This window comes from Roseovarius tolerans, assembly GCF_028885395.1.
GTDB classification, from domain to species: Bacteria; Pseudomonadota; Alphaproteobacteria; order Rhodobacterales; family Rhodobacteraceae; genus Roseovarius; species Roseovarius tolerans.
This window is the reverse complement of the sequence record NZ_CP118494.1, coordinates 2,766,763-2,790,670: the sequence shown is the minus strand read 5'-3', so window position 1 is coordinate 2,790,670 and position 23,908 is coordinate 2,766,763. Positions and strand designations below refer to the sequence as shown.

Below are 23,908 nucleotides of genomic sequence, written 5' to 3'. Positions count from 1 at the left end.
TCAGGCCTCTCCCTCTTTCGGTGCGTCTTCGCGCGCCGGGTTGATATCCATCGGGAAGACGTTGACCGTCTCGCCCGAGCGGCGTGCCATGCTCGACAGGCTGTTGAGCGCGAGCATCACCGCGCCCACCACCGTCAGGAACACGCCCACGTCAAAGGCCATGGCGGTGGCCCATTCGAATTCCTCGATGGGCGGGAAATGCAGATAGCCGTAATCCGAGGTCAGGAAGGGCCGCCCGTTGAGCCATGCGCCGATGCCGGTCACGCTGGCGATCAGCACGCCAAAGCCGATGGTGGCGTGATAGGTCACGCGCTGCCGGTCTTCGGCCCAGGCAAAGCCCGAGGCCATGTATTGCATCAGGAACGCGATGGCGACGATCAGACCGGCGATGAAGCCGCCGCCGGGCTCGTTATGGCCGCGCAGGAAGATGAAGGCCCCGACCATCAGCGCAATCGGCATCATCACGCGGGTCGCGACCACCATCATCAGCGGGTGCCGGTCGCCCGCCTCGGCATAGCGATGCGCGTCCCAATTGGCGAGCCAGCGCCCACCGGGCCCCTTGAGCACGGTCTCGGTCAGCGCGTAGATCACCAGCGCCGCGATTCCCAGAACGATGATCTCGCCATAGGTGTCAAAGCCCCGGAAGTCCACGAGGATCACGTTGACCACGTTGGTGCCACCGCCGCCCTTGTAGGAGTTGGCGAGGTGGAAGGCCGAGATGCTCTCTTGGGCGAAGTCACGCACGAGGATGGCATAGGTCAGGCCGGTGACCGCCACGCCGCCGACAATGGCGATGCCTGCGTCACGCAGTCGGCGGGCCGGGCTGCTCTCGGCAGGCGTCTCGCGCGGCAGGAAGTTCAGGGCCAGAAGGAGCAGGATGATCGTCACCACCTCGACCGAGATCTGCGTCAGCGCAAGATCAGGAGCGGAGAAGTAGACGAAGCCGAGCGAGACCATCAGCCCGACGATCCCCATCAGCACCAGCGCGAGGAAGCGGTTGCGGTGGAAGGCCACGAGGCAGATCGTGGCCAGCACCAGCAGCAGCCAGCCAATCGCCGGGATGATGGTGATCGGCAGCGCCTCGCGCGTCGGGCCGAGCGCGTTGCCGCCGGACCATGCCAACGCACCGGCGGCGATGACCGCGATGGCGAAGACGGCGGCGTTGCGGGTGAGCGCGCCGTTGTGGATACCGTCGGTCAGCGCGTTGGACAGGGATGTGGCGGCGCGCGTCACGGCGTCGAACATCACCTTGGCCTCGGGGCGCGGCGTGGCGTTCCACATCCGCATCAGGGGGGCGTGCAAGGTGAGCAGGAGCGCGCCGCCCAGAACCGCGATCACCGACATCCAGAAGGCGGGCACCAGCCCGTGCCAGTGGTAGATTTTCACATAAGGATCCGCCTGCGTCACCGCCTGCGCCGTCACCTTCACCAGATCGCCCGCGAAGGTCATCGGCATGAACCCAATCAGGATGACCAGCACCGTCAGGAAGGCCGGGGCCGCCCACATGCCGAAACCGGGGTCATGCGGCTTGGCGGGGTAATCGCTGCGTTCCTTGCCGAGGAACACATGCGCGATGTAGCGAAACGAGTAGGCCACCGAGAAGAGCGCGCCGAGCGTCGCAACCGCGCCCATTAGCCAATGTGGCCCGATCCAGTGGGTATGCGCCACCTCTTCCAGCATCATTTCCTTGGAGAGGAATCCGTTGAGCGGCGGAATGCCCGCCATGGAGAGCGCCGCGATGGTGGCGATGGTGAAGGTGATCGGCATCAGGTGCCGCAACCCGCCAAGCCGTTTGATATCGCGGGTATGGGCCTCGTGGTCGATAATGCCCGCGGTCATGAAGAGCGCTGCCTTGAACGTCGCGTGGTTGATGATGTGAAACACCGCCACGACCGCCGCCGCCTTGGTGCCGAGACCCAGTAGCATGGTGATGAGGCCGAGGTGGCTGACCGTGGAGAACGCGAGCAGCGCCTTGAGATCATCCTTGAAGAGCGCGATCTTGGCCGCCATCACCATGGTGATGAGGCCGGTCGAGGCCACGATCCAGAACCATTCCGGCGTGCCCGCCAGCACCGGCCACATCCGCGCCATCAGAAAGAGCCCTGCCTTCACCATCGTGGCCGAGTGCAGGTAGGCCGAGACGGGGGTGGGCGCGGCCATGGCGTGCGGCAGCCAGAAATGGAACGGGAACTGCGCCGATTTGGTGAAACAGCCCAAGAGGATCAGGATCAGCGCGGGCAGGTAGAGCGGGCTGGCCTGAATCGCCTCTTTCTGCGTCAGGATCACGCTCAGGTCATAGCTGCCCGCGATATTGCCGAGGATCAGCATGCCCCCGATCATCGCAAGACCGCCGAGGCCGGTGACAGTCAGCGCCATGCGCGCGCCCTGCCGCCCCTCGGGCAGATGCTTCCAATAGCCGATCAGCAGGAAGGACGATAGCGAGGTCAGCTCCCAGAAGACCAGCAAAAGCAGGATGTTGTCGCTGAGGACGATCCCCACCATCGCGCCCTGAAAGAGCAGAAGGTAAGTGTAGAACTGCCCCATCGGGTCCTCTCGCGACAGGTAGAACCGCGCGTAGAGGATTATCAGCAGGCCGATGCCGAGGATCAGCCCGGCAAAGAGCAGCCCCAGCCCGTCGAGCATGAAATTGACGTTGAGGCCAAGCGAGGGCAGCCAGTCGATGCCAAAGGTCAGAACCTCGCCACGCATCACGGCGGGGGCGCAGAGCAGCAGCAGGATCAAGGCGAGGATCGTGGCAGACGCGGTGAAGGCAGCGCATGTGTTGCGGCCCGCCTGGATCATCAAACCCGGAAAGAGCGCGCCCAAGAATGGCAATGCCGCGATGATCGGCAAATAGATTGCGGCACTGTCCATGCGTGTCCTGCCCCCTGTCCCGTCCCTGTGGCCCGGTTTGCACTGCCCCCATCACTGGGCACAGGCCAAGCCATCTCGATTAACCATCGGTAATATATTGATGCCCTTGCCCGCAACAACCCGAATCCGGTCGATTTCAGGTTTATGCGTTGCAAAACGCATGCCGACTGCGTGGTCAGGGGCTTTGAGGATCGCATCGCCCGCCGCTGTAACAGGTCTCCACCCGGCGCAGGGTTTCCGGCGTGGGGTCTGCAAAGCCCATGCCGCCGCAGGGGTCGAGTGCGAGCAGGTAACCGTCCTGCGTGCGTTGCAGAAAGGCGAGATAGGAGGTGCCGGGGATGGCGCCCGCGCACCACGGCCCGAAACACTGGGCATCGAGGGTTATGGCGCGATCAAACCGCAGGTCGAACCCGGTCTTGGTGAGGGCATGCCCGGTCATGCGCGCCGGGATCAGGGTATGCGGCGGGCTCGCCGCCTGATCCTGCCAGTCTGTGCGCGGCAGGGCGTCAGCGTCGAACTCCAGCCGCGCATGCACCACGATATAAGCCTCTTCCGCCTCGGCCGCCTGCTGATAGGTCCGGGCCACATCAGGCGGCAGGCAGGTCAGCGCGAGCGCCGGGCCGGTGAGCGCGCAAAGCAGGGTGAAGAGCGCGACGCGGATCACAGGAGCGCCTCGAATTCGTCAAGCACCGACGTGTAGACCGCGCGTTTGAACGGCACGATATTCGCCACCAGATCAGCGGGTGGCAACCAGCGCCATTCGGAAAATTCCGGGTGATCTGTGGCGATGTTCACATCCGTGTCCTGCCCCAGAAAGCGCATAAGCACCCATTTCTGCTGTTGCCCCCGATAGCGCCCCTTCCAGATGCGCGGCACGAGGTCATGCGGCAGATCGTAGTAAAGCCACCCCTCGGCCTCGGCCTCGATCCGGACCTTGTCGGCGGTGACGCCGGTTTCTTCCCAGAGCTCGCGCAGGGCGGCCTGTTGCGGGGTCTCGCCGGGGTCAATGCCGCCCTGCGGCATCTGCCAGGCGGGGGCGTCATTGTCGATGCGCTGCCCGACAAAGACATGGCCCGCGCGGTTCACGAGCATCACGCCGACACAGGCGCGGTAGGGCAGTTTGGCGATCTCTTCGGGGGTCATGGCGGGCCTTTCCTGAGCGCGCAAACCCTGCTTTGTCCTGCGCGGCGCGTCAAGCGGGCAGAGCGTCGGAGTTGACATTTACGGCACGCGGGACACCCTGTCGCGGGAACCACGCCGCAGGAGGAAAAACACCAATGGCTGACAAACCCGTGCTTTATGGCTTCGATGGCTCGACCTATGTGCGCACGGTGCGCATGGTGCTGGCCGACAAGGGCATCGACTACGATCAGGTGCCGGTCAATGTGCTGGAAGGCGAGCCGCGCCAGCCCGAGCATCTGGCGCGGCATCCGTTCGGCAAGGTGCCGGTGCTGGATATCGACGGGCTGCGCATTCGCGAGACCGATGCGATCTGCCGGTATCTGGAGGATATCGCGCCCGAACCGGCGCTGACACCCAAGGATGCCAAGGCCCGCGCGCGGATGAACGAGGCGATCGGCCTGATCGGCAGCTATGGCTACGGTGCCCTCGTCGGTGTGGCGGGCTATCATCTGTTTCCCGATCTTATCGGCGGGCAGGACGAGGACGCGCGCAAGCAGGCGATCGCCGATTCCAAGACGTTGTTGCAGCTGTTGATGGACAACGGCGACGGGGCGAAGTGGCTGGCGGGTGATGCGCCGACGCTGGCCGATTACTTTCTTGGGCCGATCCTGTTCTACGTTTCGCTCACGCCGGACGCCGACGCGGTGATGAGCGTACCGGGCGTGAAGGAGTGGTTCGAGGCGATGCAAAGCCTTGAAACCTTTGCCAAAACCGAGCCCGATCTGGGCTAGGGCCGGGTCAGTCGCGTTCGCGGCTGCGCCCGGTCAGGCGGCCGATCAGGAAAGACGTGCGCGGCGACCAGATATAGGCCGTGCGGGTTTCGGCGCCGGGGCGGGCCCGCATGCGGATCAGGCCGAAAATCACCAGCACAGCATGGCCTGCGGCGATCATCACAAACATCGCGGCGGGGCCGTAGACCTCGATCAGAGTGGAGGCCATGAGGGGGGCGGCGATGGCGCCGACGGCGAAGAAGAACATCAGCGCCGCCGACAGCTCCACCCGTTCGGAGGCGTCGGCGAAATCATGGGCGTGGGCGGCGCTGACCGAGTAGATCGGAAAGGTGGTCATGCCGAAGAAGAACGCCGTCATCAGGATGCCGAAGGTCTCGAGGTTATGGGTCATGGCGGTGGTGAGGCTCGACAGGATCGCGGCGAGCGAGAGTCCGATCAGAACCCACCTGCGATCATAGCGGTCGGCGAGCCAGCCGACGGGGTATTGCGCGACCGCGCCGCCCAGCACGAAGACCGCCAGAAAGCCCGCGATCTGGTCGATGGCGAGGCCGACCTGTCCGCCGTAGAGCGGCCCCACCATGCGGAACGAGGCCGAGGACAAAGCGGCCACCAGAACGCCTGCGGCGGCGAGCGGTGAGCAGGCGATCAGCAGCATCGGACGCAGGCGCGGAGCGGCGGGGGTTTCGGGCTCTCTGAGGCGCGAGAGGGTGAGCGGCAGAAGGGCCGCGCAGCACAAGAGCGCCAGCAGGTTGTAGGAGACGTAAGACGCTGGTGCCAATACGGAAATCAGCATTTGCGCGGCGAGGGATGCGCCCATGTCCACCACCCGGTAGACCCCCATGGTGCGGCCCCGGGTCTGGTTGGTGACCTTGGCCTGCAACCATGCCTCGATCACCGTGTAACAGCCCGCGACGCAGAGACCCGAGGCGACCCGCATCAGCGACCAGGCATAGGGGTCGATCACCAGCATATGGGCCAGCAGACCGATCGCGCCCATGGCGGTGAAGGCGGCGAATGCGCGGCTGTGACCGATCGAGCCCATCAGGCGCGGGGCGACCCAGCAGCCGATGAAAAACCCCACGAAATGGGCCGATCCGAGCAGGCCGATCTGGGCTGTGGAGAAGTCCAGGGCAAGGCCCGAGAGGGCATCGAGCGGACCCACCCCGCCGGTGGAAAGCTGGAGCAGAATGACCGACAGGAAGAGGGCCGCGAAGGAAATCATCAGGCGCATGGTGGGGCCAGAATGGCAGGATGCGTGGGGCGGGACCACATGTTTTCGACATGGCGGTGTCGGTTTCGGGCCAGGGGCCGCGAATCACGGTTAACGCCCGGAAATTCCTGAGTTTTGACAGGCTGTATCGCGTCGGTATCGCGTCGGTATTCCGTCGGTGCGGATTTCGGGGGGGGGTGGGGTTAATGGGGCGTGCGGTGGGGGCGGCGCGAGTCCCGGGGCAGGAAATCGTAGGATGGGTGAAACCCACGCGGATCGACTGGGCAGGGTTGTATTTGCTATTCACAATTCCACCATAGCCTTTTGTTCGGATTTGGCGCATGTTACCGGCGTTGGTCGTATTGAGATTGAGACGTCACCGGAGTTTTCATGGCGAAGTATTCTAACCCGATCTTATTCTCTTCGTACTTTGGCATTGATCCGGATGAGCTGGACAAGGCAAATTTATTAGATCCGTTTATTAATGTGGACTTGGAGCTTTTCATTGACCCAGTTTTGCTCGAGAAGTGCTCCTATGAGGAAATCTCTAAAGAGGCGGTTGGAGATTTTCGAAAACACTTCACCAACGTAATTCGGCTTCTAACAATCTCTGAAAACGAGGGCGATGCTGCATGGAAGGGCGCAGAAAAACTTCTGAAGCTAGAAGAACCTTCGGAAAATGGACTAGGATACGGTGGTTCAAGCAGGTCAGGCAGTTCCCGATCCTACGAGATTAAGCAGTCAATTCTCAGAACCTCGGCAGAGATTATTAGGTTGGGTGCAAAAGACCCGGACATGATCTCTCTAATGGGTTTTTTTGAAGAGGGCGTTGGCCCCGACACCATTAGCGATTTTACCACTTGGGTCATTTTTTCGAGGCTTGCAGGAATCACTAGGGACTTTGTGAACGCACGAATGTGAAAACGCAAATAATTGACGTAAACAGCAAGGTGGAACTTCCTACTTACGATGACGGAAGTGGGAAACTCAGGCCATTCTTACTGGTTCCAAGAGATATTGTTCGTGATCTACCTATCGCAAATGATTGGTCGGATGTTCAGGCGGCCGCCATGTTAAACGATCAAATTCGAGCGCGAGTTAGTCAGATGCTCGCGGGGATAGCAACACCAACCGTCACCGAATATAAGGAAGCTTTGCGGAGTGCAGCACTAAGTTCTTCTGACGCTTTCAGCCACTTTCTTGCATCTGTCATGGCCAACGCTAAAGCCTACGACGCTGATGAAGACATTCTAGGTTATTTTCGCCTGCGGCAGTTAATGTTGCAAGACAAAGCAAGATTCGAAGTGAAATCAAACGTTGATTTAACTAAGGGTCCTGAGGCAATCCGAGAGGTCGTGCTAGAAGCGATCGAGATGTTCAAAAAGCACGTTGAAGTTGGCGATCTCTGGAAGGAGTTATGGTCTGGAGATAAACCCAAACTTGAGCGGGCTTCGCAGATCATTTTTCAACTCGCTGCAGATGCATTTTGTAAGGCTAACAACATTGATATGTCACCCGAGGCGAACATGGGGGGAGGACCTGTCGATTTCAAATTCTCGTCCGGCTATGAGGCGAATGTTCTCGTAGAATTGAGGAGAGATATCGGCAAAGTTAAGCATGGTTACGAGGTTCAGCTTGAGCACTACAAAAAGGCAAATCATAGCTTCTTTGGCATCTTCGTGGTCATTGACTACGGAAAGTTGGGAGGCAAACTCGAAAAAATTCAAAAGATTAGAAATGAGCGAATTGCGTCAGGTCAACGCGCGTCCGACATCATTGTTATTGATGCGACACCCAAAGAATCCGCTAGCAAGAAACTCATATAGCTGAATTTATTGCGCACTGGCAGTCTGGATTGTGATGCGAGGTGCCGCGAACCTCCGTTGCTCCTTATCAACATGATTGTGCCCTCTTCTCCCACGCCACCGTATTGGCTAATTCGCCCTCGTTGCAGGTGTATAATGCCCTACCTCTCAATCCGCACCACGATCCGCAGGTCTATGAGTGGCCCCACGAGGTCGGCAAAGCCGGAGGCGCCGAAGGCGTGGCGGTCGATCTGGCCGGTCAGTAGCACGGTGAGGTGGTCGAGGTCGCGGGCCTCGGTGCCGCGCTGGCGGTAGAGGCCGGCGTCGAGGGTGATCGGGCGGGTCACGCCGCGCAGGGTGACGCGGCCTTCGATCCGGGCGGCCTGCAGGGTGCCGGTGATGCGGGTGGAGCGGAAGGTGATCAGGGGGTGGCGCGCGGTGTCGAGCACCTGGGGCCCGCGCATCGCCTCGGTCGCGAAGAACACGCCCGCGCGGGCCGCGCTCGCGTCGAGCGTGACGGTGACGCGGCTGGCGGAGGGATTGGCAAGGTCGATCCACATTTCGGCGGCGCGCACCGGCATGGTGCCCGCCGTTTCCGCCTGCCCGAGCCGGTAGGTGAAGCCCACCGAGGAGCGTTCGGTGTCGAGCCGGTAGGCCTCGGGCGCGGCGGCGGCCTGTGTGGCGATCAGGCAAAGGGCGAGGGCGAGACGGCGGATCATGTCCCGGTATACGCGCGGCGGCGGGGGGCGGATGTCACGTTTGCTTGAGCGCCCATGCGCCGGGCTGGCCCGAGAGGTGCCATGCGGCGGGCGGGGCGTCGCGGGCGCGGCGGCGTTCCAGATGCCAGCGGTCGGTGTCGAGGTCATGCGCGGGGGCCATGTGCCAGCGGCTCTCGACCCCCGGTGCGCCGCCGTTGCCCGGTGTCAGGATCAGGCCGAGGGGGCGGTGGTGGCCGCGCGTGGCGCCTTCTTCGGCGGCCAGATGCAGGCGGCGCACGGGGGTGAGGCCGGGGGGTGCTGGCAGGTCGGCGATGACGAGGGGGGTGGCGCCGCTGCGCAGCGCCTCTTCCATGCACCAGAGCAGATCCTCGCGGCGCTGGGGCGTGGCGAAGAGCAGGCGGTCGGGGCCGTTGTCGGGGCCGGTGAGGGGGCAGGCGCCTTCGGGGTTGAGGCGGTCGGTGGCCCATGCGGGGGTGATCCAGAGCACCGGGCCGCGTGTGGCCCCGATGAGCAGGGCGGCGAGGCTGTGACGGGCGGGGCCGCAGCCCTCGTGCAGGCGGGCCTGGGTGAAGGGCAGCGTGCCCAGCAGGCGCAGGGCCGGGCGCGGGCAGTGCTGCTGGCGGGTGAGGAGCGGGGCGGTCATGGGGGAGAGTGTAGCGTGTTCGCGGAATGTTCTCAAGTTGGGGGTGGGGAATGGCCTGGAGCTGACATTGATGTGAGCCGCGCATCGACGGGCCGCGGTGTGGCGATCCAACATCTGTTTGGCAGTGCTTTATGCCAGCCAAGCCCGAAAAACATCAGAGCGCAGAGCAGGTTGCAGCCAAATCGCCGCGCCTGGGGGCGGCACGGCGATGCGCGGCGGCCTTCGGCCGCGTTTCGCGCAGGTGCGTCAATCGGATGTCTGATCCAGACCGCCCCCGCCCTAGCGCATCCAGAAGCCGTTGCGCTTGATCATGTTGCGGATCGCCTGTTCGCGGCGGGGCAGGTTGTCCTGGTCGAAGAGCGCGCGCACCTTGGCGCCGCGCCCCTGGTAGATCATCCGCTTGATGGCGTCATATTCCTTGAGCGCCTTCTTGGTCCGGTGCGGGGCGGTCACCTCTTCCAGCACGGCGATGACGTGGTCGCTCTCGCGGGCGTAGAGCAGGGGCAGGGTGCGGTAATGGCAGGTGATGTCGCCGTCGAGCAGCCCCTCGGGCAGGGTGTCGCGGCCGCCGCCAAGGGCGTGGATCACCAGTGGCAGCGCCACCTGATCGAGCCACGGATTGAGCGACTGGCACACCAGTTCGGGGGGCGCGTCGTCGCGGATGGCGAGGGCATAGTCGAGGAAGCGCTGCCCGAAGACCTGCGGGCAGGTGTAGAAGAAGAAGCCCGCGTTGAAGTAGAGGTACCGCTTCCAGTATTCGTCGGGCTGGGAGAGGTCGAGCGAGGTTTCGAAATCGAGACCGAACCAGTCGTAGAGCGATTTCCAGATCTTCGTGTAGCCGGGGCCGTAAAGTTCCGGCTCGGGCCAGGTGCCGCTGCGGCGCAGCGACGCGGTGGGCCGGGTGAAATCGAAGGGCACCCGGCTCAGGTCGCCGGTGATCAGCGTGTCGGTGTCGAAGAATACGAAGGGCGCACCCTCGGGCAGGGCGAAAAGCGCCTCGATCTTGTTGCCATAGGGGTAGGCATGGCCGAAATGACGGCTCTCGAAGGGCAGGATCTCGGCCCCCAGATCGTCGAGCCGGGCGCGGATTTCGGCGCTTTTCATGCGGGGGTCATTGGGCCAGAGCGGGCCCGGTTGCGGTTCCGCTATGAGGAGCCGCCCGGCAAATTCCGGTGACATGGCGCGCAATGACGCGGCGAAGATCAGCGCCTCGTATTCGAGCCGTCCGCCCTGAGCGACGATCACGATGTTGAAATCTGCCTGTTGCGTGCCGCGTTCGGCCATGCCCGTGCCCCTGCGTTTTGCGCCGCAGTATAGGCGGTTTACGGGACGAGCCAAAAGGGGGAAAGTGGTGGGCGACCTAGGAATCGAACCTAGCGTGCGTCTCCGCGAGGGAGTTACAGTCCCCTGCCACACCTTGCGGCCTGTCGCCCACTTGCCCGGTGCGCAGCACCTGACGTTGCCCGGTGCTGAGCACCTGACGTGGAGGGCTGATTACTAGCGGCCCGCGCAGGCGTCAACCGGAAAATCGCTTGCACATAAGCGCGCTCCGGTGCAGGGTCGCGCGCCTGAAAAGAGGGGTATGAACCCAATGAAAAAACCCCGTTGGGTGATCGAGAAGGAACAGGCGCGGCGGGCCTCTGCGGCCGAGACCGTGTGGCTGTTCGGTCTGCATGCGGTGCGCGATGCGCTGGAGAATCCGCGCCGCGAGAAGCTGCGGCTGATCGTGACGCGCAATGCCGCCGACAAGCTCTCGGAGGCGATTGTCGCGAGCGGGCTGGAGCCGGAAATGGCCGATCCGCGCCGGTTCACCGCGCCGCTCGATCCGGGGTCAGTGCATCAGGGGGCCGCGCTGGAGGTCAAGCCGCTGGACTGGGGGCCGCTGTCGGAGGTCTGTCTGGGCGATGGCGCACAGGCGCCGCGCGTGGTGCTGCTCGACCGGGTGACCGATCCGCATAACGTCGGCGCGATCCTGCGCTCGGCGGAGGTGTTCGGCGCGCGGGCGGTGATCGCGCCGCGCCACCATGCCGCCCCCGAGACCGGGGCGCTGGCCAAGACCGCGAGCGGGGCGCTGGAGCGCCAACCCTATCTGCGGGTGCGCAACCTTGCCGATGCGATCACCGAGTTGCAGGCCATGGGCTATGTCGTGCTGGGGCTGGCCGGTGAGGCCGAGGCGAGCATCGAGAGCGCGCTGGAGGGCCGGCGCGACCGGCCTGTGGCGCTGGTGCTGGGGGCCGAGGGGCCGGGGCTGCGCCCGCGCACGCGCGAGACGGTCGATGCGCTGGTGCGCATCGGGTTCGCCAGTGATTTCGGCTCGCTCAACGTGTCGAACGCGGCGGCGGTGGCGCTTTATGCCGCGCGCGGCTGAGCGCGGGCGGCGGCATCCTCGAACACCGGCAGGAAGCGGCCCTTGATCATCCAGCTGAGGCCGAAGGCGATCAGGCCCGTGGCCTCGAACACGAAGGTCAGGCGCAGGCTGTCCCAGAGTGCGGCAAGGTTCTGGGCGGTGCCGTCGGGGAGTATACCCTGCAAGAGCAGCGCCTTGATCCCGAGCACGGCGACGACCGCGAAGATTAGCTTGCCCAGCACGCGATACCACGCGTTGCGCCGGTCCTTGCGGTTGCCCGCGACCAGCGAGGCGGTGGAATTGGGCCGGGTGAAGACATAGGCTGAGAAATACCCCAGGATCATGAACATCACCCCCGCCGCGCCGAAATGCGCCAGTTGCAGCAAAAGCGGCACATCGGTCCCGATGGGGGCGAAGCTGGCCCAGAAATCATAGCTGATGGTGCCGGTGACGGTGCCGCCGGGCGGGTGAAAGCCCTGTGAGCCCGCCGCATCGGTGAGAAAGACGCGCGCGACCTCGCCGGTATATGTGCAGCCCGAACCGGTGGTCGGCACGAAGGCCACCACCACGCTGGCCGCGCCCGCGAGTTTCAGCAGCATCACGTCATACCAGTGCCAGCCGAGACAGCCTTCGCGCCCCGGTGCGCGGAAGCTGTAGAAGAACATCAGCAGGAGGCCGATGAAGCTGAGCGCGCCGACGAGGATGTCGCCGCCGATGCGGCTGTAATAATAGTGGCTGATCGAGGCGTTGAAACAGGTGTTGGTCAGCACCGAGATCACGGCGAGCGAGAGCGGCAGGCCGAGGGCGACGTAGCCCACGCTAAGATTGATGCGGCGCAGGTCGATATCAAACGGCAGATCGCGGGGGGCTGTGGGCGGCGCGGGCGGGTCTGGCAGGTCGGTCATTGGGTGAAATCCTTTTGCGGAAATGCCACAACCTTACCATGTATCGCGTAACCGGGCGACGGTTTCGTGGGGCGGGCCCTTGGAAACCCCTGTCAATTGACCGATATGGGGCGCATGGGTCACAAGATCGCCACTTGCAATTATTGCGGCACGCGCGCGGCGCTGGTGCTGGACCGGGACCGGCATGAACTGGCCTGTTCCAGCTGTGGTGCGCCGTTGCATGACATGAAGGCGATGCCCAAGGCCAAGATCGAGCGGCCCCGCGCCAACACACGCCCGATGCCGCTGCCCCGGCAGGAGTATCGCGACGACCGCGCCCCTGCGCGTGGCAGGAAAAAGCCCAAGCGGCGCAAGGGCCTGGGGCGGCGGGTGCTGGAGGAAATCTGGGACGTGGTCGAGGATATCTTTGACTGAGGGCGCGGCGTCACCGGTAGTCACAGCTATATTACAATCCCTTTATATTCTGAGAATCGGACCTACATCTGTCCCAGAGACGCCGATCCGGAACCTCGGCGTCTCATATCACTGTCCCTCGTTCCGCGACTGGCGCCCAAGTGTTTACTTGGGCGCTTTTTTCTTGGCGCGCTTCGTGCTTGAGTGGTCGCCATGAGCGAAGATTACAGTGATTCCCACCTGCGCGAGATCCTGACCCGCACGCGGCGCGTCGCGGTGGTCGGCGTGTCGATGAACCCGGTGCGCCCGTCCTATTACGTGGCGCGCTACCTGAGCCTGAAGAAATTCGAGGTGGTGCCGGTCAATCCGGGCCATGCCGGGCAGATGCTGTTCGGGCAACGGATCGTGGCGTCGCTGTCCGAGATCGAGGGCGGGGTCGATATGGTCGATATCTTTCGCCGGTCGGAGCATGTACCGCCCATCGTCGATGAGGCGCTGGAGATGTTTCCCGGGTTGCAGACGGTCTGGATGCAGATCGGGGTGGAGCACGCGCAAGCCGCCGCGCGTGCGCGGGCGCGCGGGGTGGATGTGGTGATGAACCGCTGCCCGAAGATCGAGTATCAGCGACTCTTTGGCGAGTTGCGGATGGGCGGCTTCAACACCGGGGTGATCTCATCGAAGCTGTGAGCCGCGGATCTGAATATTTATGGCAAGATGAAGCGGGGGAACGGGCTGGCCTTGGGCCGGGCTTGTGATAGCTAAGGGTCATGACGCTCAATTCCGCCACACCCGCATTCATCGACACCCTGCGCGCGGGCCTGTCCGACGCGAGTTTTCGCGAGGCCGAGCCGCGCTATCTGGAAGAGCCGCGCGGGCGCTGGCAGGGGCAGGGCGTGGTGCTGGCCCCCGATGACGTGGACGGCGTGGCGCATGTGGTGCGCGCCTGTGCCGAGGCGGGGGTGCCGGTGGTGCCTTATGGCGGCGGCACGGGATTGGTCGGCGGGCAGATCGCGCCCGATGGCCCGGTGCCGGTGATCCTGAGCCTTGAGCGGATGCGCGCAGTGCGCGGCATCTGGCCCGAGGAAAACGTGATGGTCGTCGAGGCGGGGGCGATCCTGCAGGATATTCACGACGCGGCGGAGGCGGCCGGGCGGCTCTTTCCGCTGAGCATCGCCGCCAAGGGATCGGCGCGGTTGGGCGGCCTGTTGGGGACCAATGCGGGCGGGGTGAACGTGCTGCGCTATGGCAATGCGCGCGATCTATGCCTGGGGCTGGAGGCGGTGCTGCCTGATGGGCGGATCTGGCACGGGCTGAAGCGGCTGCGCAAGGACAATACCGGCTACGATCTGCGCAACCTGCTGATCGGATCGGAGGGCACGCTGGGGGTGATCACCGCCGCCGCGCTCAAGCTCTATCCGCGCGCCCATGGCGAGGGCACGGCGCTGATGGTGGTGGAGGGGCCGCGCGCGGCGCTCGACCTCTTGGCATTGGCGCGCGATCATCTGGGCGAGGGCGTGAGCGCCTTCGAGATCATGCATCGGCAGGGGCTGGAATTCCTGGCCGAGACGCTGCCGGAGATCCGTCAGCCGTTCGATGAGATGCCCGAGTGGTTCGTGCTGATTGACGTGGGGTTGGCGCGGGGGCTTGATCCCGCGGCGGCGCTGGAGGCGCTTTTTGCCGAAGCGTTCGAGGCGGGGCTGGTGAGCGATGGCATGATCGCGCAATCCGAGGCGCAGCGGCATGCGTTCTGGGAGGTGCGCGAGCAGATCCCCGAGGCGAACCGGCGGATCGGATCGGTCAGTTCGCACGACATATCATTGCCGATGTCGGAGGTCCCGGCGTTCATCACGCGAGGGGCCGGGGTGATCGCGGGGATCGGCGAGTTCCGGATCAACTGTTTCGGGCATCTGGGCGACGGTAACCTGCATTACAACGTCTTTCCCATGCCCGGGCGCGCCCGCGCCGATCATGTGGCCGAGCGCGACGCGATCAAGCGGGCGGTGCATGATCTGGTGCACGAGATGGGCGGGTCGGTCAGTGCCGAACACGGGATCGGGCGGCTCAAGGTCGAGGATCTGGAACGCTATGGCGATCCGGTGAAACTGGATGCGATGCGCAGCATCAAGGCGGCGCTCGATCCGCAAGGGATCATGAACCCGGGGGCGGTGCTGGCGCGCTGAAATCGGCGTTCGTGTCGGGCCGCAGGATGATGCAGGTGGTGGAGCCGGTGGCGTAGAGCTTGCCATCCTCGACGCCGCGCAATCCGCCGGTGGCGACGCCCGTTGAGCGGCCGCGATGCTGCACGGTGCCGATGGCGCGGACCGCGCGGCCCATGGGAAGGGCGCGGGTGATGTTGGTCTTGAATTCCAGCGTCGTGTAAATCTCGCCGCGCGCCAGTTCGGTCATCACCGCGCAGCCCATGCAACTGTCGAGGATCGCGCCATACCAGCCGCCATGCACGCCGCGCATCGGGTTGAGCGCGGCAAAGGTCGGCGTGCCCTCGAAGACGACGCAGCCCGGCTCGGCCACTACGGGGTGAAACCCCAGGGTCGCGCCGATGGGCGGGCCGGGCAGGGTGCCCGCGATCATGTCGCGCATGAAGTCGAGCCCGGAGCGCGACAAGAGCGCTGCCATGTCGGGAAGATCGTCGAGCGATGTGGCGTGATCCGGCATGGTGGTCCCCCAAGGCGCGTGCGCGGGCAGGCTATGCCGCGCCGCGCCGGGGGGCAAGCCGTCAGGCCACGTCGCGCAGCGTGACGCGGGGTGTGACGCCCAGGGCGTGGCACACATCGCGGGTCAGTTCGGGACGATTGAGCGTGTAGAAATGCAGGTCTTCCACCCCGCCCTCGATCAGGTCGCTGCATAGCTCTGTGGCCAGCGCCGTGGCGAGCAGGTCGTGACGGTCATCGCGGATCGCCTTGTCGAAGCAATCGTCGAGCCAAGCGGGGATCTGCGTGCCGCAGGAGGTGGCGAATTTGCGCGCGCCGGTCCAGTTCTCAATGGGCAGGATGCCGGGGATGATCGGCGCGTCGATGCCCGCCGCGACGCAGGCATCGCGGAAGCGGAAAAAGGTGTCGGCCTCGAAGAAGAACTGGGTGATCGCCTCGGTCGCGCCGGCGTCGATCTTGCGCTTGAGCCAGTCGATATCGGCGCGGCTGTCGGCGGCCTCGGGGTGTTTCTCGGGATAGGCGCCGACGCGGATGGTGAACTTGCCGGTCTCGGCGAGGGCCGAGATCAGCTCGCAGCTGTCAGCAAAGCCTTGCGGATGCGCGGTGAAGCCGGTCGAGCCTTTGGGCGGGTCGCCGCGCAGGGCGACGAGTTCCGTGACACCTGCGGCGGCGAACTGATCGGCGATCTCCAGCGTTTCCTCGCGGCTGGCATCAACACAGGTCAGATGGGCGGCGACGTTGAGGCCGGTGGCCTTGTGCAGCGTGCCCACGGCCTCGCGCGTCAACTCGCGCGTGGTGCCGCCCGCGCCATAGGTGACGGAGACAAAGCGCGGATCGAGCGGCGAGAGGGTGTGGACGGTGTCCCAGAGGCGGAACGACGCCTCGAGCGTCTTGGGCGGGAAGAATTCGAACGAGATGCGCGGCGTTTTCATCGGGATCATCCTGTGAGGAAGCTGGAACTGTCGCCCTCTTGTTGCAGGCGCAGCATTGTGAGACAACTTCATTAAATTCATGGTTTGAATGAGGCGCGCTAATATATGCATATCGAGTTCCGGCATCTCAGGACGATCCGCGCGATACATCAGGCGGGCGGATTGGCGCGCGCGGCGGACCTGCTGCACATTACGCAATCGGCGCTGAGCCATCAGATCAAGGGGTTGGAGGATCAGGCCGGGGTGGAGCTTTTCGTGAGGCGGTCCAAGCCGTTGCGTCTGTCGGCGGCGGGGCAGCGCCTGTTGCGGCTGGCCGAGAAGATCTTGCCCGAGATCGAGGCGCTGGAGCATGAGTTCGAGGGGCTGCGCGAGGGCAGCGCGGGGCGGATGCATATCGCCATCGAGTGCCATGCCTGTTTTGAGTGGCTTTTTCCGGTGCTGGAGCGGTTTCGCAAGACATGGGGTGAGGTGGATGTGGATATCCGGCCCGGCCTCGCGTTTGACGCGCTGCCTGCATTGCAAAAGGAAGAGGTCGATCTGGTGGTGTCGTCGGATCCGGAGGATCTGCCGGGGATCAGCTTCAAGCCGCTCTTCGATTACGAGCCGGTTTTCGTGGCCTCGAGCCAGCATCCGCTGGCGCAGAAGGACTATGTCGAGGCTGGTGACTTTCGCGACGAGGTGCTGATCACCTACCCGGTGGACCGCTCGCGGCTGGATGTGTTCACCGAATTGCTGACGCCCGCCAAGGTGGAGCCGCGCAGCATACGGCAGGTGGAGTTGACGGCGGTGATCTTGCTGTTGGTGGCGTCCAATCGCGGGGTCGCCGTGCTGCCCGACTGGGTGGTGCGCGAGGTCAAGACGAGCACGGATTATGTAACGCGGCCCTTGACGGAAGCTGGCAAGACCAAGCGGCTCTATGCGGCGATCCGCGACGAGGATGCGGACAAGCCCTATATGGCGCATCTCATTCGTCTTGCGCGGGAAATTCCGGTGCGGTTGCAGCGGGGCTAGGGTGGGGGTGTCGGCATGGGGCGGACTTTGGCGGTTTCAGAGATGAGCCGCGCGGTGCCCGACCGCCGGGTGGGCGCAGCAACCTCGGTGGACCGCACTTTATGCCAGCCAAACACCTCCGCGTTATCAATGGCTTGATACATTGCAAAAGCGCCCGCCCGAGGGGGCGGTCGGGCGCTGCGCGGCGGTGCCTGCGGCACCTTGATTCCGCGCATTGGGGATGCACGTGAACGGCAGCAACAGGCCATTCGCGTCGGTCCATCTGGCACGTCGTGTATCTCCCTAGCCGACCTCGTCGCGCAGGGCGCGCAGGTGGTCGGGCAGGGCGCGGGCGCTGATCGCTGCCTCGCGCAGCAGCCCGTCGAAATGCAGCGTCATCGCCTGCACCCGCTCGGTATCGCGAAACACAAGGTAGTTGCGTCCCAGATAGAGCACAGCGAGGAGCGGGCCGAAAATCGTGACTGGCGCGGAATAGAGGCGGCGGGCGTCAAATAGGTAGAGCCGCAGGCCGGGATAGAGCTGGGAGGTCACGGCGATGAAATGGTCGAGCTGGGCGCGGCGGATGTCTTCGGGCAGGTCGCGGTAATAGCCTTCGCCGCGCGCAAAGCTTTCGATCTCGAAGAGCGGCAGGGCGATCTCGTAATCCGAGCGGGCGGCGCGCATCCAGGCCATGCGGTCCTCGGAGGCCCCGATCGCCTGATCAGTGGAGCGGCCAAGGTGGGGCGCGTATTCCCATTGCAGCATGGCGCGGGTCTTGAGCATGTCGGGCAGACCGGCGGGGACGTGGCGGATCTTGTAGCCCGCCGCCTCCTTGTGCCAGGCGAAGATCTGTTCATCGACCAGCGCGCGGGGGGCCTCGGTCAGCGAGAGCGTGTTGGCGAGCATGTCGGCGGCGGTTTCGGGCCGGTCGGTGAGGCCCAGAAGCCAGTCGGCGGAGATGCCCAGCGCGCCCGCGCATTCGCCCACCACCTGCGCATTGGGCAGGCGCGCGCCGGTGCCGGTCAGCAGTTGCGACACGGTGGAGCGGTCCACCCCGATGGCGCGGGCGAGCGCGCTTTGATTGGTGTCGCGCAGGCGCATCGCCTCGGCCAGTCGGGTGCGAAACAGCGTGGCGCGCAGACGTTTGTCGAGTTTTTCATTCATATGGTGATTTAAATCACAAATGCGGAAAAATGTTAACCATTTCCGAAATGGCCGGTCAATCAAATCGAAAGCATTCTCTGCGCATCGTTCAATCAAATGGAGGAGACATGGAGACGCGATTGCGCAGCATCGTGAAGGCGGTGATCTGGAACCTGATCGGGCTTACGGTCATGGCGGTGGTGGGGTTGATCGTCACCGGCTCGCTGACAGCGGGCGGGCTGATGGCGGTGATCAATACCGCGATCGGATTCACTACCTATGTGCTCTACGAACGCGTCTGGTCGCGCATCGGATGGGGCCGCTGTCATGGATGAGGCGCGGCGCGGGGCGGTGGAATGGCCCACCCTGCTGTTGCTGATCGCCTGCTACGCGGTGTGGCTTCTGGGCACGACATGGGGGGCTGCGGTCTGGCTGCCGTTGGGGATCTGTGTCACCGGGGTGGCAATCGCGCTGCAGTCGTCGCTGTGCCACGAGGCGCTGCACGGCCATCCGTTCAGGGCGCGCGTCTGGAACGAGGCGGCGGTCTTTCCCTGCCTGTGCCTGATGATTCCTTATAGGCGATTTCGCGACACCCATCTGGCGCATCACCGGGATGAACATCTGACCGATCCTTATGACGACCCGGAATCGAATTACCTGGACCCGAGCGTGTGGGACCGCCTGCCGGGCTGGGCGCGGGCGGTTCTGCGGGCCAACAACACGCTGGCGGGGCGGATGATCCTGGGGCCGTTTATCGCGCAATGGGCGTTTCTGCGGGCAGACTGGCAGGCGATCCGCGCCGGGGATCGGGGCGTGCGGGAGGCATGGCTGTGGCATGTGCCGCAGGTGGCGGTGGTGCTGGCCTGGGTCTGGGTGGCCGCGATGCCGGTCTGGGGCTACCTGCTGGCGGTGTGGCTGGGGATCGCGCTGTTGAAGATCCGCACCTTTCTGGAGCATCGCGCGCATGCGCGGGCGAGCGGGCGCACCGTGATCGTCGAGGACCGGGGGCCGCTGGCGTTGCTGTTTCTGAACAACAATCTGCATGTGGTGCATCACATGCATCCGGAGGTGTCGTGGTACCGGTTGCCGGGGCTTTATGCGGCGCGACGCGCGCATTACCGGCGGCGCAACGATGGCTATGTCTACCAGTCTTACGGGCAGGTCTTTCGTGACTATCTGTGGCGTGCGAAGGATCCGGTGGCGCATCCGCTGTGGCCGTGGTGGCGGGGGTAGGGGGAGTGGTTGTGGTCTGAAGTTGCCGTTGCCGTGCATCGTCTGCCGCGGTGTGGCGATCCTACGCTGGTTTGGCAGTGCTTTATGCCAGCCAAGCCCGAAAAACATCCAAGCGCAGAGCAGGTTGCAACCAAATCGCCGCGCCGGGGGGCGGCGTCATGCCGAAGGCATGCCTCCGGCATGACGATGCGCGGCGGCCTTCGGCCGCGTTTCGCGCAGGGTGCTTCAGTCGGAGTTTCGCTTCAGCCCAATATTCTACCCCACCCCTTGCCTCAGCCCGCCCGGGCGTTCTGCGGCAGGATGTAGGGCCGGTTGCCGGGCGGGGGCACGCTGACCGCGAGATCGCAGCCATAGACCGCCGAGAGCGTTTCGGAGGTGATCACCGTCTCGGGCGTGCCCTCGGCCACCACGCGGCCCGATTGCATCATCACCACCTGGTCGGCGAACATCGAGGTGAGGTTGAGATCGTGCATCACCGCCACGACCCCGCCGCCGCGCGCGGCAAAATCGCGGGCGAGGCGCATGACGCCCAGTTGATGGCCGATATCGAGGCTGGAGACCGGCTCGTCGAGAAAGAGCCAGTTGGGGCCGTCGGGGCCCAATGGCTCCCATATCTGGGCGAGCACGCGGGCGAGTTGCACGCGCTGCTGTTCGCCGCCCGACAGGTCCTGGTAGGTGCGGCTGGCCATTTGGCGCAGCCCGACATGATCCAGCGCGCGCAGCGGCAGGTCGGGGCGGTGCGCGAAACGCCCTGCGCCGTGACCGATGCGCACGACCTCGATCACGGTGAAGGGAAAGGCCAGCCGGGCGGCCTGTGGCAGCACGCCCCGGCGCGGGGCGAGGGCCATGGCGTGGCGCGGATGCACGGGCAGACCATCCATGGTGATCGTGCCCCGGGCCGCAATCTCGCCGGTCAGCGCGCGCAAAAGCGTGGTCTTGCCCGAGCCGTTGGGGCCTGCAATCGCGGTCAGGTGCCCTGCGCGCGCCGAGAGGCTGACATCGTGCAGGATGGCGATGCCGCCGAGGCACAGCGAGACATGATCGGCGCACAGCATCACAGGTCCACCAGGCCGCGCCGCCGCAGCAATATCCACAGAAAGACCGGCGCGCCGAGCACGGCGGTGACGATGCCGATGGGCAATTCGGCGGGTGCGATGAGCAGGCGGCTGAGGATATCGGCGCTCAAAAGCAGGCTTGCGCCCAGAAGCGCGCTGTTGATCAGAAGGGGGCCGTGATCCGGCCCGGTGGCCAGCCGCAAGAGATGCGGCACGACGATGCCGACAAAGCCGATGCCCCCCGAGACCGCGACCGCGGCCCCCGTGGCCCCGGCGACGGTGAGAATGGCGAGGGTCTTGGTGCGCTGCACCGGGATGCCGAGATGCAGCGCCGTCGCTTCGCCCAATGCCAACCCGTTGAGACCGCGCCCGAGGGTGGTGGCCGCAACCAGCGCCAGCCCGATGATCGGCGCGGCGGTGGCAAGCTTCGCCCATGTCGCCCCGGCGAGCGAGCCGAGGCCCCAGAAGGTCAGATCGCGCAATTGCTGATCGTCGGCGGCATAGACCATCAGCCCCGAGACCGCGCCGGAGAGCGCCCCGAGCGCGATGCCCGCCAGCAGCATCGTCGCGACCGAAGTGCGCCCGCCGCGCGTGGCCACCCCGTAGAGCAGCAGCACCGAGGCCCAGCCGCCGACAAACGCCGCAAGCGGCACGGTGTAGATGCCGATGAGGGACTGGAGCGCCGGGGGCAGCAGCCCGCCCAGCACGATGGCGGTGATCGCGCCCAAGCCCGCGCCCGCGCTGACGCCGACGATGCCGGGATCGGCGAGCGGGTTGCGAAAGAGCCCCTGCATCACCGCGCCCGACACGGCGAGTGCGGCACCGACAAGCGCGCCCATGGCGATGCGGGGCAGGCGCACCTCCCACAGGATGATGCGGGCGAGGGTGTCGTCCTGCGCGCTGCCGGTGACGAGGCCGAGGAGCGAGACGCCCGACGCGCCGCTTTCAAGGCTGATCGCGCAGACCGAAACGAGCAGCAGCCCGAGCCACAGATGCGCCTGCCGGGCGGTGGCGCGGCGGTCGCGGGGCTGCGCCTCGATCCTCTCAGCTTGGGTCAGTGTCATCATCGGCCCCGGGCGTTGCATAGATGGCGCTGTGCAGGTCGCGCGCGGCCTGCGCTGTGCGCGGACCGAAGCCCAGAAGATAGAGCCCCTGCATGCGGATCACCGCGCCGGTCGTGGCGGCGGGGGTGGTGCGGATCGCGGGCATGGACAAGAGCACCTCGTCCTCGATGGCGTGATCGCCGCCACGATCCATCATCAGGATCACGTCGGGGGCGGCGCGGCTGACCGCCTCGTCGGTGATCTGCTTGTAGCCCTCGAATGCGTCCACGGCATTGACCGCGCCCGCCATGTCGATGATGCCCGCCGCCTGCGTGCCGGTGCCACCGGCGAGGATGCGCCCGCCCTGCAGGCTGAGGATGAAGAGGACGCGCCTGGCATCGCCGGGGGCGATTTGCGCGGTTGCCTTGGCTGTCGCGTCGAGTGCGGCGCGGGTCTCGGCGATGAGCGTCGCGGCGCGGTCGGGCAGGCCGAGCGCATGGCCCACCACGGCGATCTTTTCAAGGATGCCGGGGCCGTCACTGGCCTCGGGCACGGTGGTGAGCGGCAGGCCCGAGGCCTTGAGCACGTTGATCGTCTCGGGCGGGCCCGCGCCCTCGATGGCGAGAATCCGGTCGGGGGCGACCGAGAGCACGCCCTCGGGGCTGAGCGCGCGGGCGTAGCCCACATCGGGCAGGCCGGTCACCTCGGGCGGGTAGGTGGAGGTGGTGTCGCGCGCCACCAGCCGGTCGCCCGCGCCGAGCGCGTGGACGATCTCGGTCACCGAGCCACCGATCGAGAGCAGGCGGTCGCAGGACTGGCCGAAGGCGGGCAGGGCGCAGAGCGCGGTGGCCTGCGCGAGCAGGGTGCGGCGGGTGAGACGGGTCATGCGGGCACCTCTGCATCGGCGCGGTCCGGCAGGGCGGCGACATGCGCGCCGAAGGCCGGGCGGTGGTCGCGGTCGTCCTTGCGCAGGCCGAAGATCTGCAGGATCAGCCCGCCCTCGGCATCGAAGGCCTCGACCGAGATGGCGGGGCCGCGCTGGGTGGGCTTCTCGACTGCCCAGACCTCTGTGATATGGTCGCGGCGCAGGTGCAGGTTGAAGCCGGGATCGAGCACGTTCTGCCACGGGCCCATGGCTTTGAGCGTGTGGACCGGGCCGGAATGGATCTGGATGCAGCCGCGATTGCCGACGAAGATCATCGCCTCGGTGGCGTCTTCGGCGAGGCGGGTGAGGAGTGTGTCCACCGCTGTGGGCGCCAGTGCGCGCACAAAGGGCGCGCCCGCGATGCGGTAGGCGCCGAGGCGGTTCATCCTGAGTTTGGAGGTCAGGCGCAGGAACTGGTGGGTGTCGGTCAGGCGCTGCCATTCGTCGCGCAAAATCTCGACCTTTTCGGGGTTGGATTTCGCCGGTTCGGTGGGCTGGCGCGGGGCCACATCGAGGGTCTGGCCCTGATCTGGCAGGGCCTGCGACAGGCGCAGCGCGTCCCAAGCGGCGAGCGAGGAGCCGTCGCGCAGGAAGATCTTGTGCACCGCGTCGCCTGCGGCATCGAACACCTGAAGGCTGCGACGGGGGCCGGTGTCGGCCTCGGTCTCGACCATGAAGGCGTGGCACCAATGGCTGGAAAAGAGGCGCAGGTCGATATCGGGGGTGAGGATCATCGCGGCGTGTTTGCCGCTGTGATAGTTGTCGTAGCGCCCGACCTTTTCATGCACGCAGGAGGGGTTGCGAGTGAGTGCCATCACCTCGCCGAGTTTCTGCGCCGCCGCCATCACCTGATCGGGATGCGCCGCGATGCGCGTGGCGCCCGCGCCAACCGAGGCGGTGACAAGCTGCGCCTCGGAAATACCCAAGGTGTCGGCCTGATCGCGGCTGCGCAGTTTCGGGTTCTCGGCCTGAAAGGCGCGGATTGTTTCGGGGGTTATGGGGGCCATGCCTACCTCTTGATCTGATGCAAAGGGGTGGCTGCGTCGCGGTCGATGCGGACGTGGCTTATGTGACGATCCGGGTGAATCGCAATGTTGACTCTTTTAGTC

The 23,908-nt window shown here is 65.2% G+C and carries 25 protein-coding genes and 1 tRNA gene; 10 read left to right on the top strand and 16 right to left on the bottom strand.

All coding sequences use genetic code 11. The annotated features are described in order from the left end of the window. The 3 genes from PVU19_RS13735 to PVU19_RS13725 form a co-directional block, all read right to left on the bottom strand. The gene (locus tag PVU19_RS13735) at positions 1–2,859 is read right to left on the bottom strand and encodes a monovalent cation/H+ antiporter subunit A (protein ID WP_050663764.1); all 2,859 of its coding nucleotides are present in this window, start codon (positions 2,857–2,859) and stop codon (positions 1–3) included. A 190-nt stretch (positions 2,860–3,049) separates the two neighbouring features. Then, a complete protein-coding gene (locus tag PVU19_RS13730; RefSeq protein WP_050663759.1) occupies positions 3,050–3,538 on the bottom strand; it encodes a hypothetical protein in 489 nt (162 codons plus the stop codon). After that, positions 3,535–4,017 carry an RNA pyrophosphohydrolase gene (locus tag PVU19_RS13725; protein WP_050663760.1) on the bottom strand — a complete coding sequence of 161 codons (483 nt, stop codon included), beginning with the start codon at positions 4,015–4,017 and terminating at the stop codon, positions 3,535–3,537. Before PVU19_RS13725 ends, PVU19_RS13730 begins: the two co-directional genes overlap by 4 nt. 134 nt (positions 4,018–4,151) lie before the next feature. Between PVU19_RS13725 and PVU19_RS13720 the strand changes: the two genes are divergently transcribed. Beyond that, on the top strand, positions 4,152–4,787 hold the full coding sequence (locus tag PVU19_RS13720; protein WP_050663761.1) for a glutathione S-transferase family protein: 636 nt from the start codon (positions 4,152–4,154) through the stop codon (positions 4,785–4,787). Positions 4,788–4,794: 7 nt separating this feature from the next. Here the strand turns inward: PVU19_RS13720 and PVU19_RS13715 are convergent, their stop codons facing one another. Then, positions 4,795–6,018, bottom strand: coding sequence for an MFS transporter (locus tag PVU19_RS13715; protein WP_050663762.1), 1,224 nt, complete (start codon positions 6,016–6,018; stop codon positions 4,795–4,797). Positions 6,019–6,387: 369 nt separating this feature from the next. Here PVU19_RS13715 and PVU19_RS13710 point away from each other — a divergent pair, with 369 nt between their 5' ends. Both PVU19_RS13710 and PVU19_RS13705 read left to right on the top strand, forming a co-directional pair. Further along, positions 6,388–6,918, top strand: a complete 531-nt coding sequence (locus PVU19_RS13710) for a hypothetical protein (protein ID WP_200901889.1) — start codon at positions 6,388–6,390, stop codon at positions 6,916–6,918. After that, positions 6,915–7,823: a hypothetical protein gene (locus PVU19_RS13705; RefSeq protein ID WP_200901890.1), complete on the top strand. Its 909-nt coding sequence runs from the start codon at positions 6,915–6,917 to the stop codon at positions 7,821–7,823. Before PVU19_RS13710 ends, PVU19_RS13705 begins: the two co-directional genes overlap by 4 nt. Before the next feature lie 140 nt (positions 7,824–7,963). Here the strand turns inward: PVU19_RS13705 and PVU19_RS13700 are convergent, their stop codons facing one another. From PVU19_RS13700 to PVU19_RS13685, 4 genes are all read right to left on the bottom strand, one after another. Then, the gene (locus PVU19_RS13700) at positions 7,964–8,521 is read right to left on the bottom strand and encodes a YceI family protein (protein WP_050664279.1); all 558 of its coding nucleotides are present in this window, start codon (positions 8,519–8,521) and stop codon (positions 7,964–7,966) included. A 34-nt stretch (positions 8,522–8,555) separates the two neighbouring features. Then, positions 8,556–9,164, bottom strand: a complete 609-nt coding sequence (locus PVU19_RS13695; RefSeq protein ID WP_050664280.1) for an ImuA family protein — start codon at positions 9,162–9,164, stop codon at positions 8,556–8,558. A 279-nt stretch (positions 9,165–9,443) separates the two neighbouring features. Continuing rightward, positions 9,444–10,448, bottom strand: coding sequence for a hypothetical protein (locus PVU19_RS13690; protein ID WP_050664281.1), 1,005 nt, complete (start codon positions 10,446–10,448; stop codon positions 9,444–9,446). A gap of 65 nt (positions 10,449–10,513) precedes the next feature. Next, positions 10,514–10,597: transfer RNA gene (locus PVU19_RS13685), tRNA-Tyr, on the bottom strand. Between the two features lie 158 nt (positions 10,598–10,755). On the opposite strand from PVU19_RS13685, the gene rlmB reads away from it, so the two are divergent. Further along, positions 10,756–11,532: a 23S rRNA (guanosine(2251)-2'-O)-methyltransferase RlmB gene (rlmB, locus tag PVU19_RS13680; RefSeq protein WP_050664282.1), complete on the top strand. Its 777-nt coding sequence runs from the start codon at positions 10,756–10,758 to the stop codon at positions 11,530–11,532. Here rlmB and PVU19_RS13675 read toward each other — a convergent pair. Further along, on the bottom strand, positions 11,514–12,416 hold the full coding sequence (locus PVU19_RS13675) for a hypothetical protein (RefSeq protein WP_050664283.1): 903 nt from the start codon (positions 12,414–12,416) through the stop codon (positions 11,514–11,516). The two genes, rlmB and PVU19_RS13675, sit on opposite strands and share 19 nt — an antisense overlap. A 114-nt stretch (positions 12,417–12,530) precedes the next feature. Between PVU19_RS13675 and PVU19_RS13670 the strand changes: the two genes are divergently transcribed. The 3 genes from PVU19_RS13670 to PVU19_RS13660 all read left to right on the top strand — a co-directional run bounded on the left by PVU19_RS13670 (position 12,531) and on the right by PVU19_RS13660 (position 14,989). Beyond that, complete coding sequence (locus PVU19_RS13670; protein WP_050664288.1) at positions 12,531–12,830, top strand: hypothetical protein; 300 nt, start codon at positions 12,531–12,533, stop codon at positions 12,828–12,830. A gap of 192 nt (positions 12,831–13,022) precedes the next feature. Next, positions 13,023–13,496 (top strand): CoA-binding protein, encoded by a 474-nt coding sequence (locus PVU19_RS13665; RefSeq protein WP_050664284.1) that lies wholly within the window; start codon positions 13,023–13,025, stop codon positions 13,494–13,496. A gap of 80 nt (positions 13,497–13,576) precedes the next feature. Continuing rightward, entirely contained in the window at positions 13,577–14,989 is a 1,413-nt protein-coding gene (locus PVU19_RS13660; RefSeq protein WP_050664285.1) for an FAD-binding oxidoreductase, read from the top strand. On the opposite strand, the gene PVU19_RS13655 is transcribed toward PVU19_RS13660, so the two are convergent. Both PVU19_RS13655 and metF read right to left on the bottom strand, forming a co-directional pair. Beyond that, positions 14,958–15,482 (bottom strand): PaaI family thioesterase, encoded by a 525-nt coding sequence (locus tag PVU19_RS13655; protein ID WP_050664286.1) that lies wholly within the window; start codon positions 15,480–15,482, stop codon positions 14,958–14,960. The genes PVU19_RS13660 and PVU19_RS13655 overlap by 32 nt on opposite strands. Before the next feature lie 61 nt (positions 15,483–15,543). Continuing rightward, a complete protein-coding gene (gene metF / locus PVU19_RS13650) occupies positions 15,544–16,410 on the bottom strand; it encodes a methylenetetrahydrofolate reductase [NAD(P)H] (protein ID WP_050664289.1) in 867 nt (288 codons plus the stop codon). Between the two features lie 105 nt (positions 16,411–16,515). On the opposite strand from metF, the gene PVU19_RS13645 reads away from it, so the two are divergent. Continuing rightward, positions 16,516–17,421, top strand: a complete 906-nt coding sequence (locus PVU19_RS13645; RefSeq protein WP_050664287.1) for a LysR family transcriptional regulator — start codon at positions 16,516–16,518, stop codon at positions 17,419–17,421. A 282-nt stretch (positions 17,422–17,703) separates the two neighbouring features. On the opposite strand, the gene PVU19_RS13640 is transcribed toward PVU19_RS13645, so the two are convergent. Beyond that, complete coding sequence (locus PVU19_RS13640; RefSeq protein WP_050662978.1) at positions 17,704–18,564, bottom strand: helix-turn-helix domain-containing protein; 861 nt, start codon at positions 18,562–18,564, stop codon at positions 17,704–17,706. Positions 18,565–18,671: 107 nt separating this feature from the next. Here PVU19_RS13640 and PVU19_RS13635 point away from each other — a divergent pair, with 107 nt between their 5' ends. After that, a complete protein-coding gene (locus PVU19_RS13635) occupies positions 18,672–18,878 on the top strand; it encodes a DUF2061 domain-containing protein (protein WP_050662979.1) in 207 nt (68 codons plus the stop codon). Beyond that, on the top strand, positions 18,871–19,776 hold the full coding sequence (locus PVU19_RS13630) for a fatty acid desaturase (protein WP_050662980.1): 906 nt from the start codon (positions 18,871–18,873) through the stop codon (positions 19,774–19,776). The genes PVU19_RS13635 and PVU19_RS13630 overlap by 8 nt, the downstream gene beginning before the upstream one ends. 272 nt (positions 19,777–20,048) lie before the next feature. Here the strand turns inward: PVU19_RS13630 and PVU19_RS13625 are convergent, their stop codons facing one another. Genes PVU19_RS13625 through PVU19_RS13610 form a run of 4 tightly spaced genes read right to left on the bottom strand, consistent with a single transcriptional unit; the run spans position 20,049 to position 23,806 of the window. After that, positions 20,049–20,831, bottom strand: coding sequence for a heme ABC transporter ATP-binding protein (locus PVU19_RS13625; protein ID WP_050662981.1), 783 nt, complete (start codon positions 20,829–20,831; stop codon positions 20,049–20,051). After that, positions 20,831–21,898, bottom strand: coding sequence for a FecCD family ABC transporter permease (locus PVU19_RS13620; protein ID WP_050662982.1), 1,068 nt, complete (start codon positions 21,896–21,898; stop codon positions 20,831–20,833). The genes PVU19_RS13625 and PVU19_RS13620 overlap by 1 nt, the downstream gene beginning before the upstream one ends. After that, positions 21,876–22,760, bottom strand: coding sequence for a heme/hemin ABC transporter substrate-binding protein (locus PVU19_RS13615; protein ID WP_050662983.1), 885 nt, complete (start codon positions 22,758–22,760; stop codon positions 21,876–21,878). Before PVU19_RS13615 ends, PVU19_RS13620 begins: the two co-directional genes overlap by 23 nt. Then, the gene (locus PVU19_RS13610) at positions 22,757–23,806 is read right to left on the bottom strand and encodes a hemin-degrading factor (protein WP_050662984.1); all 1,050 of its coding nucleotides are present in this window, start codon (positions 23,804–23,806) and stop codon (positions 22,757–22,759) included. The genes PVU19_RS13615 and PVU19_RS13610 overlap by 4 nt, the downstream gene beginning before the upstream one ends. Between the last annotated feature and the right edge of the window lie 102 nt (positions 23,807–23,908).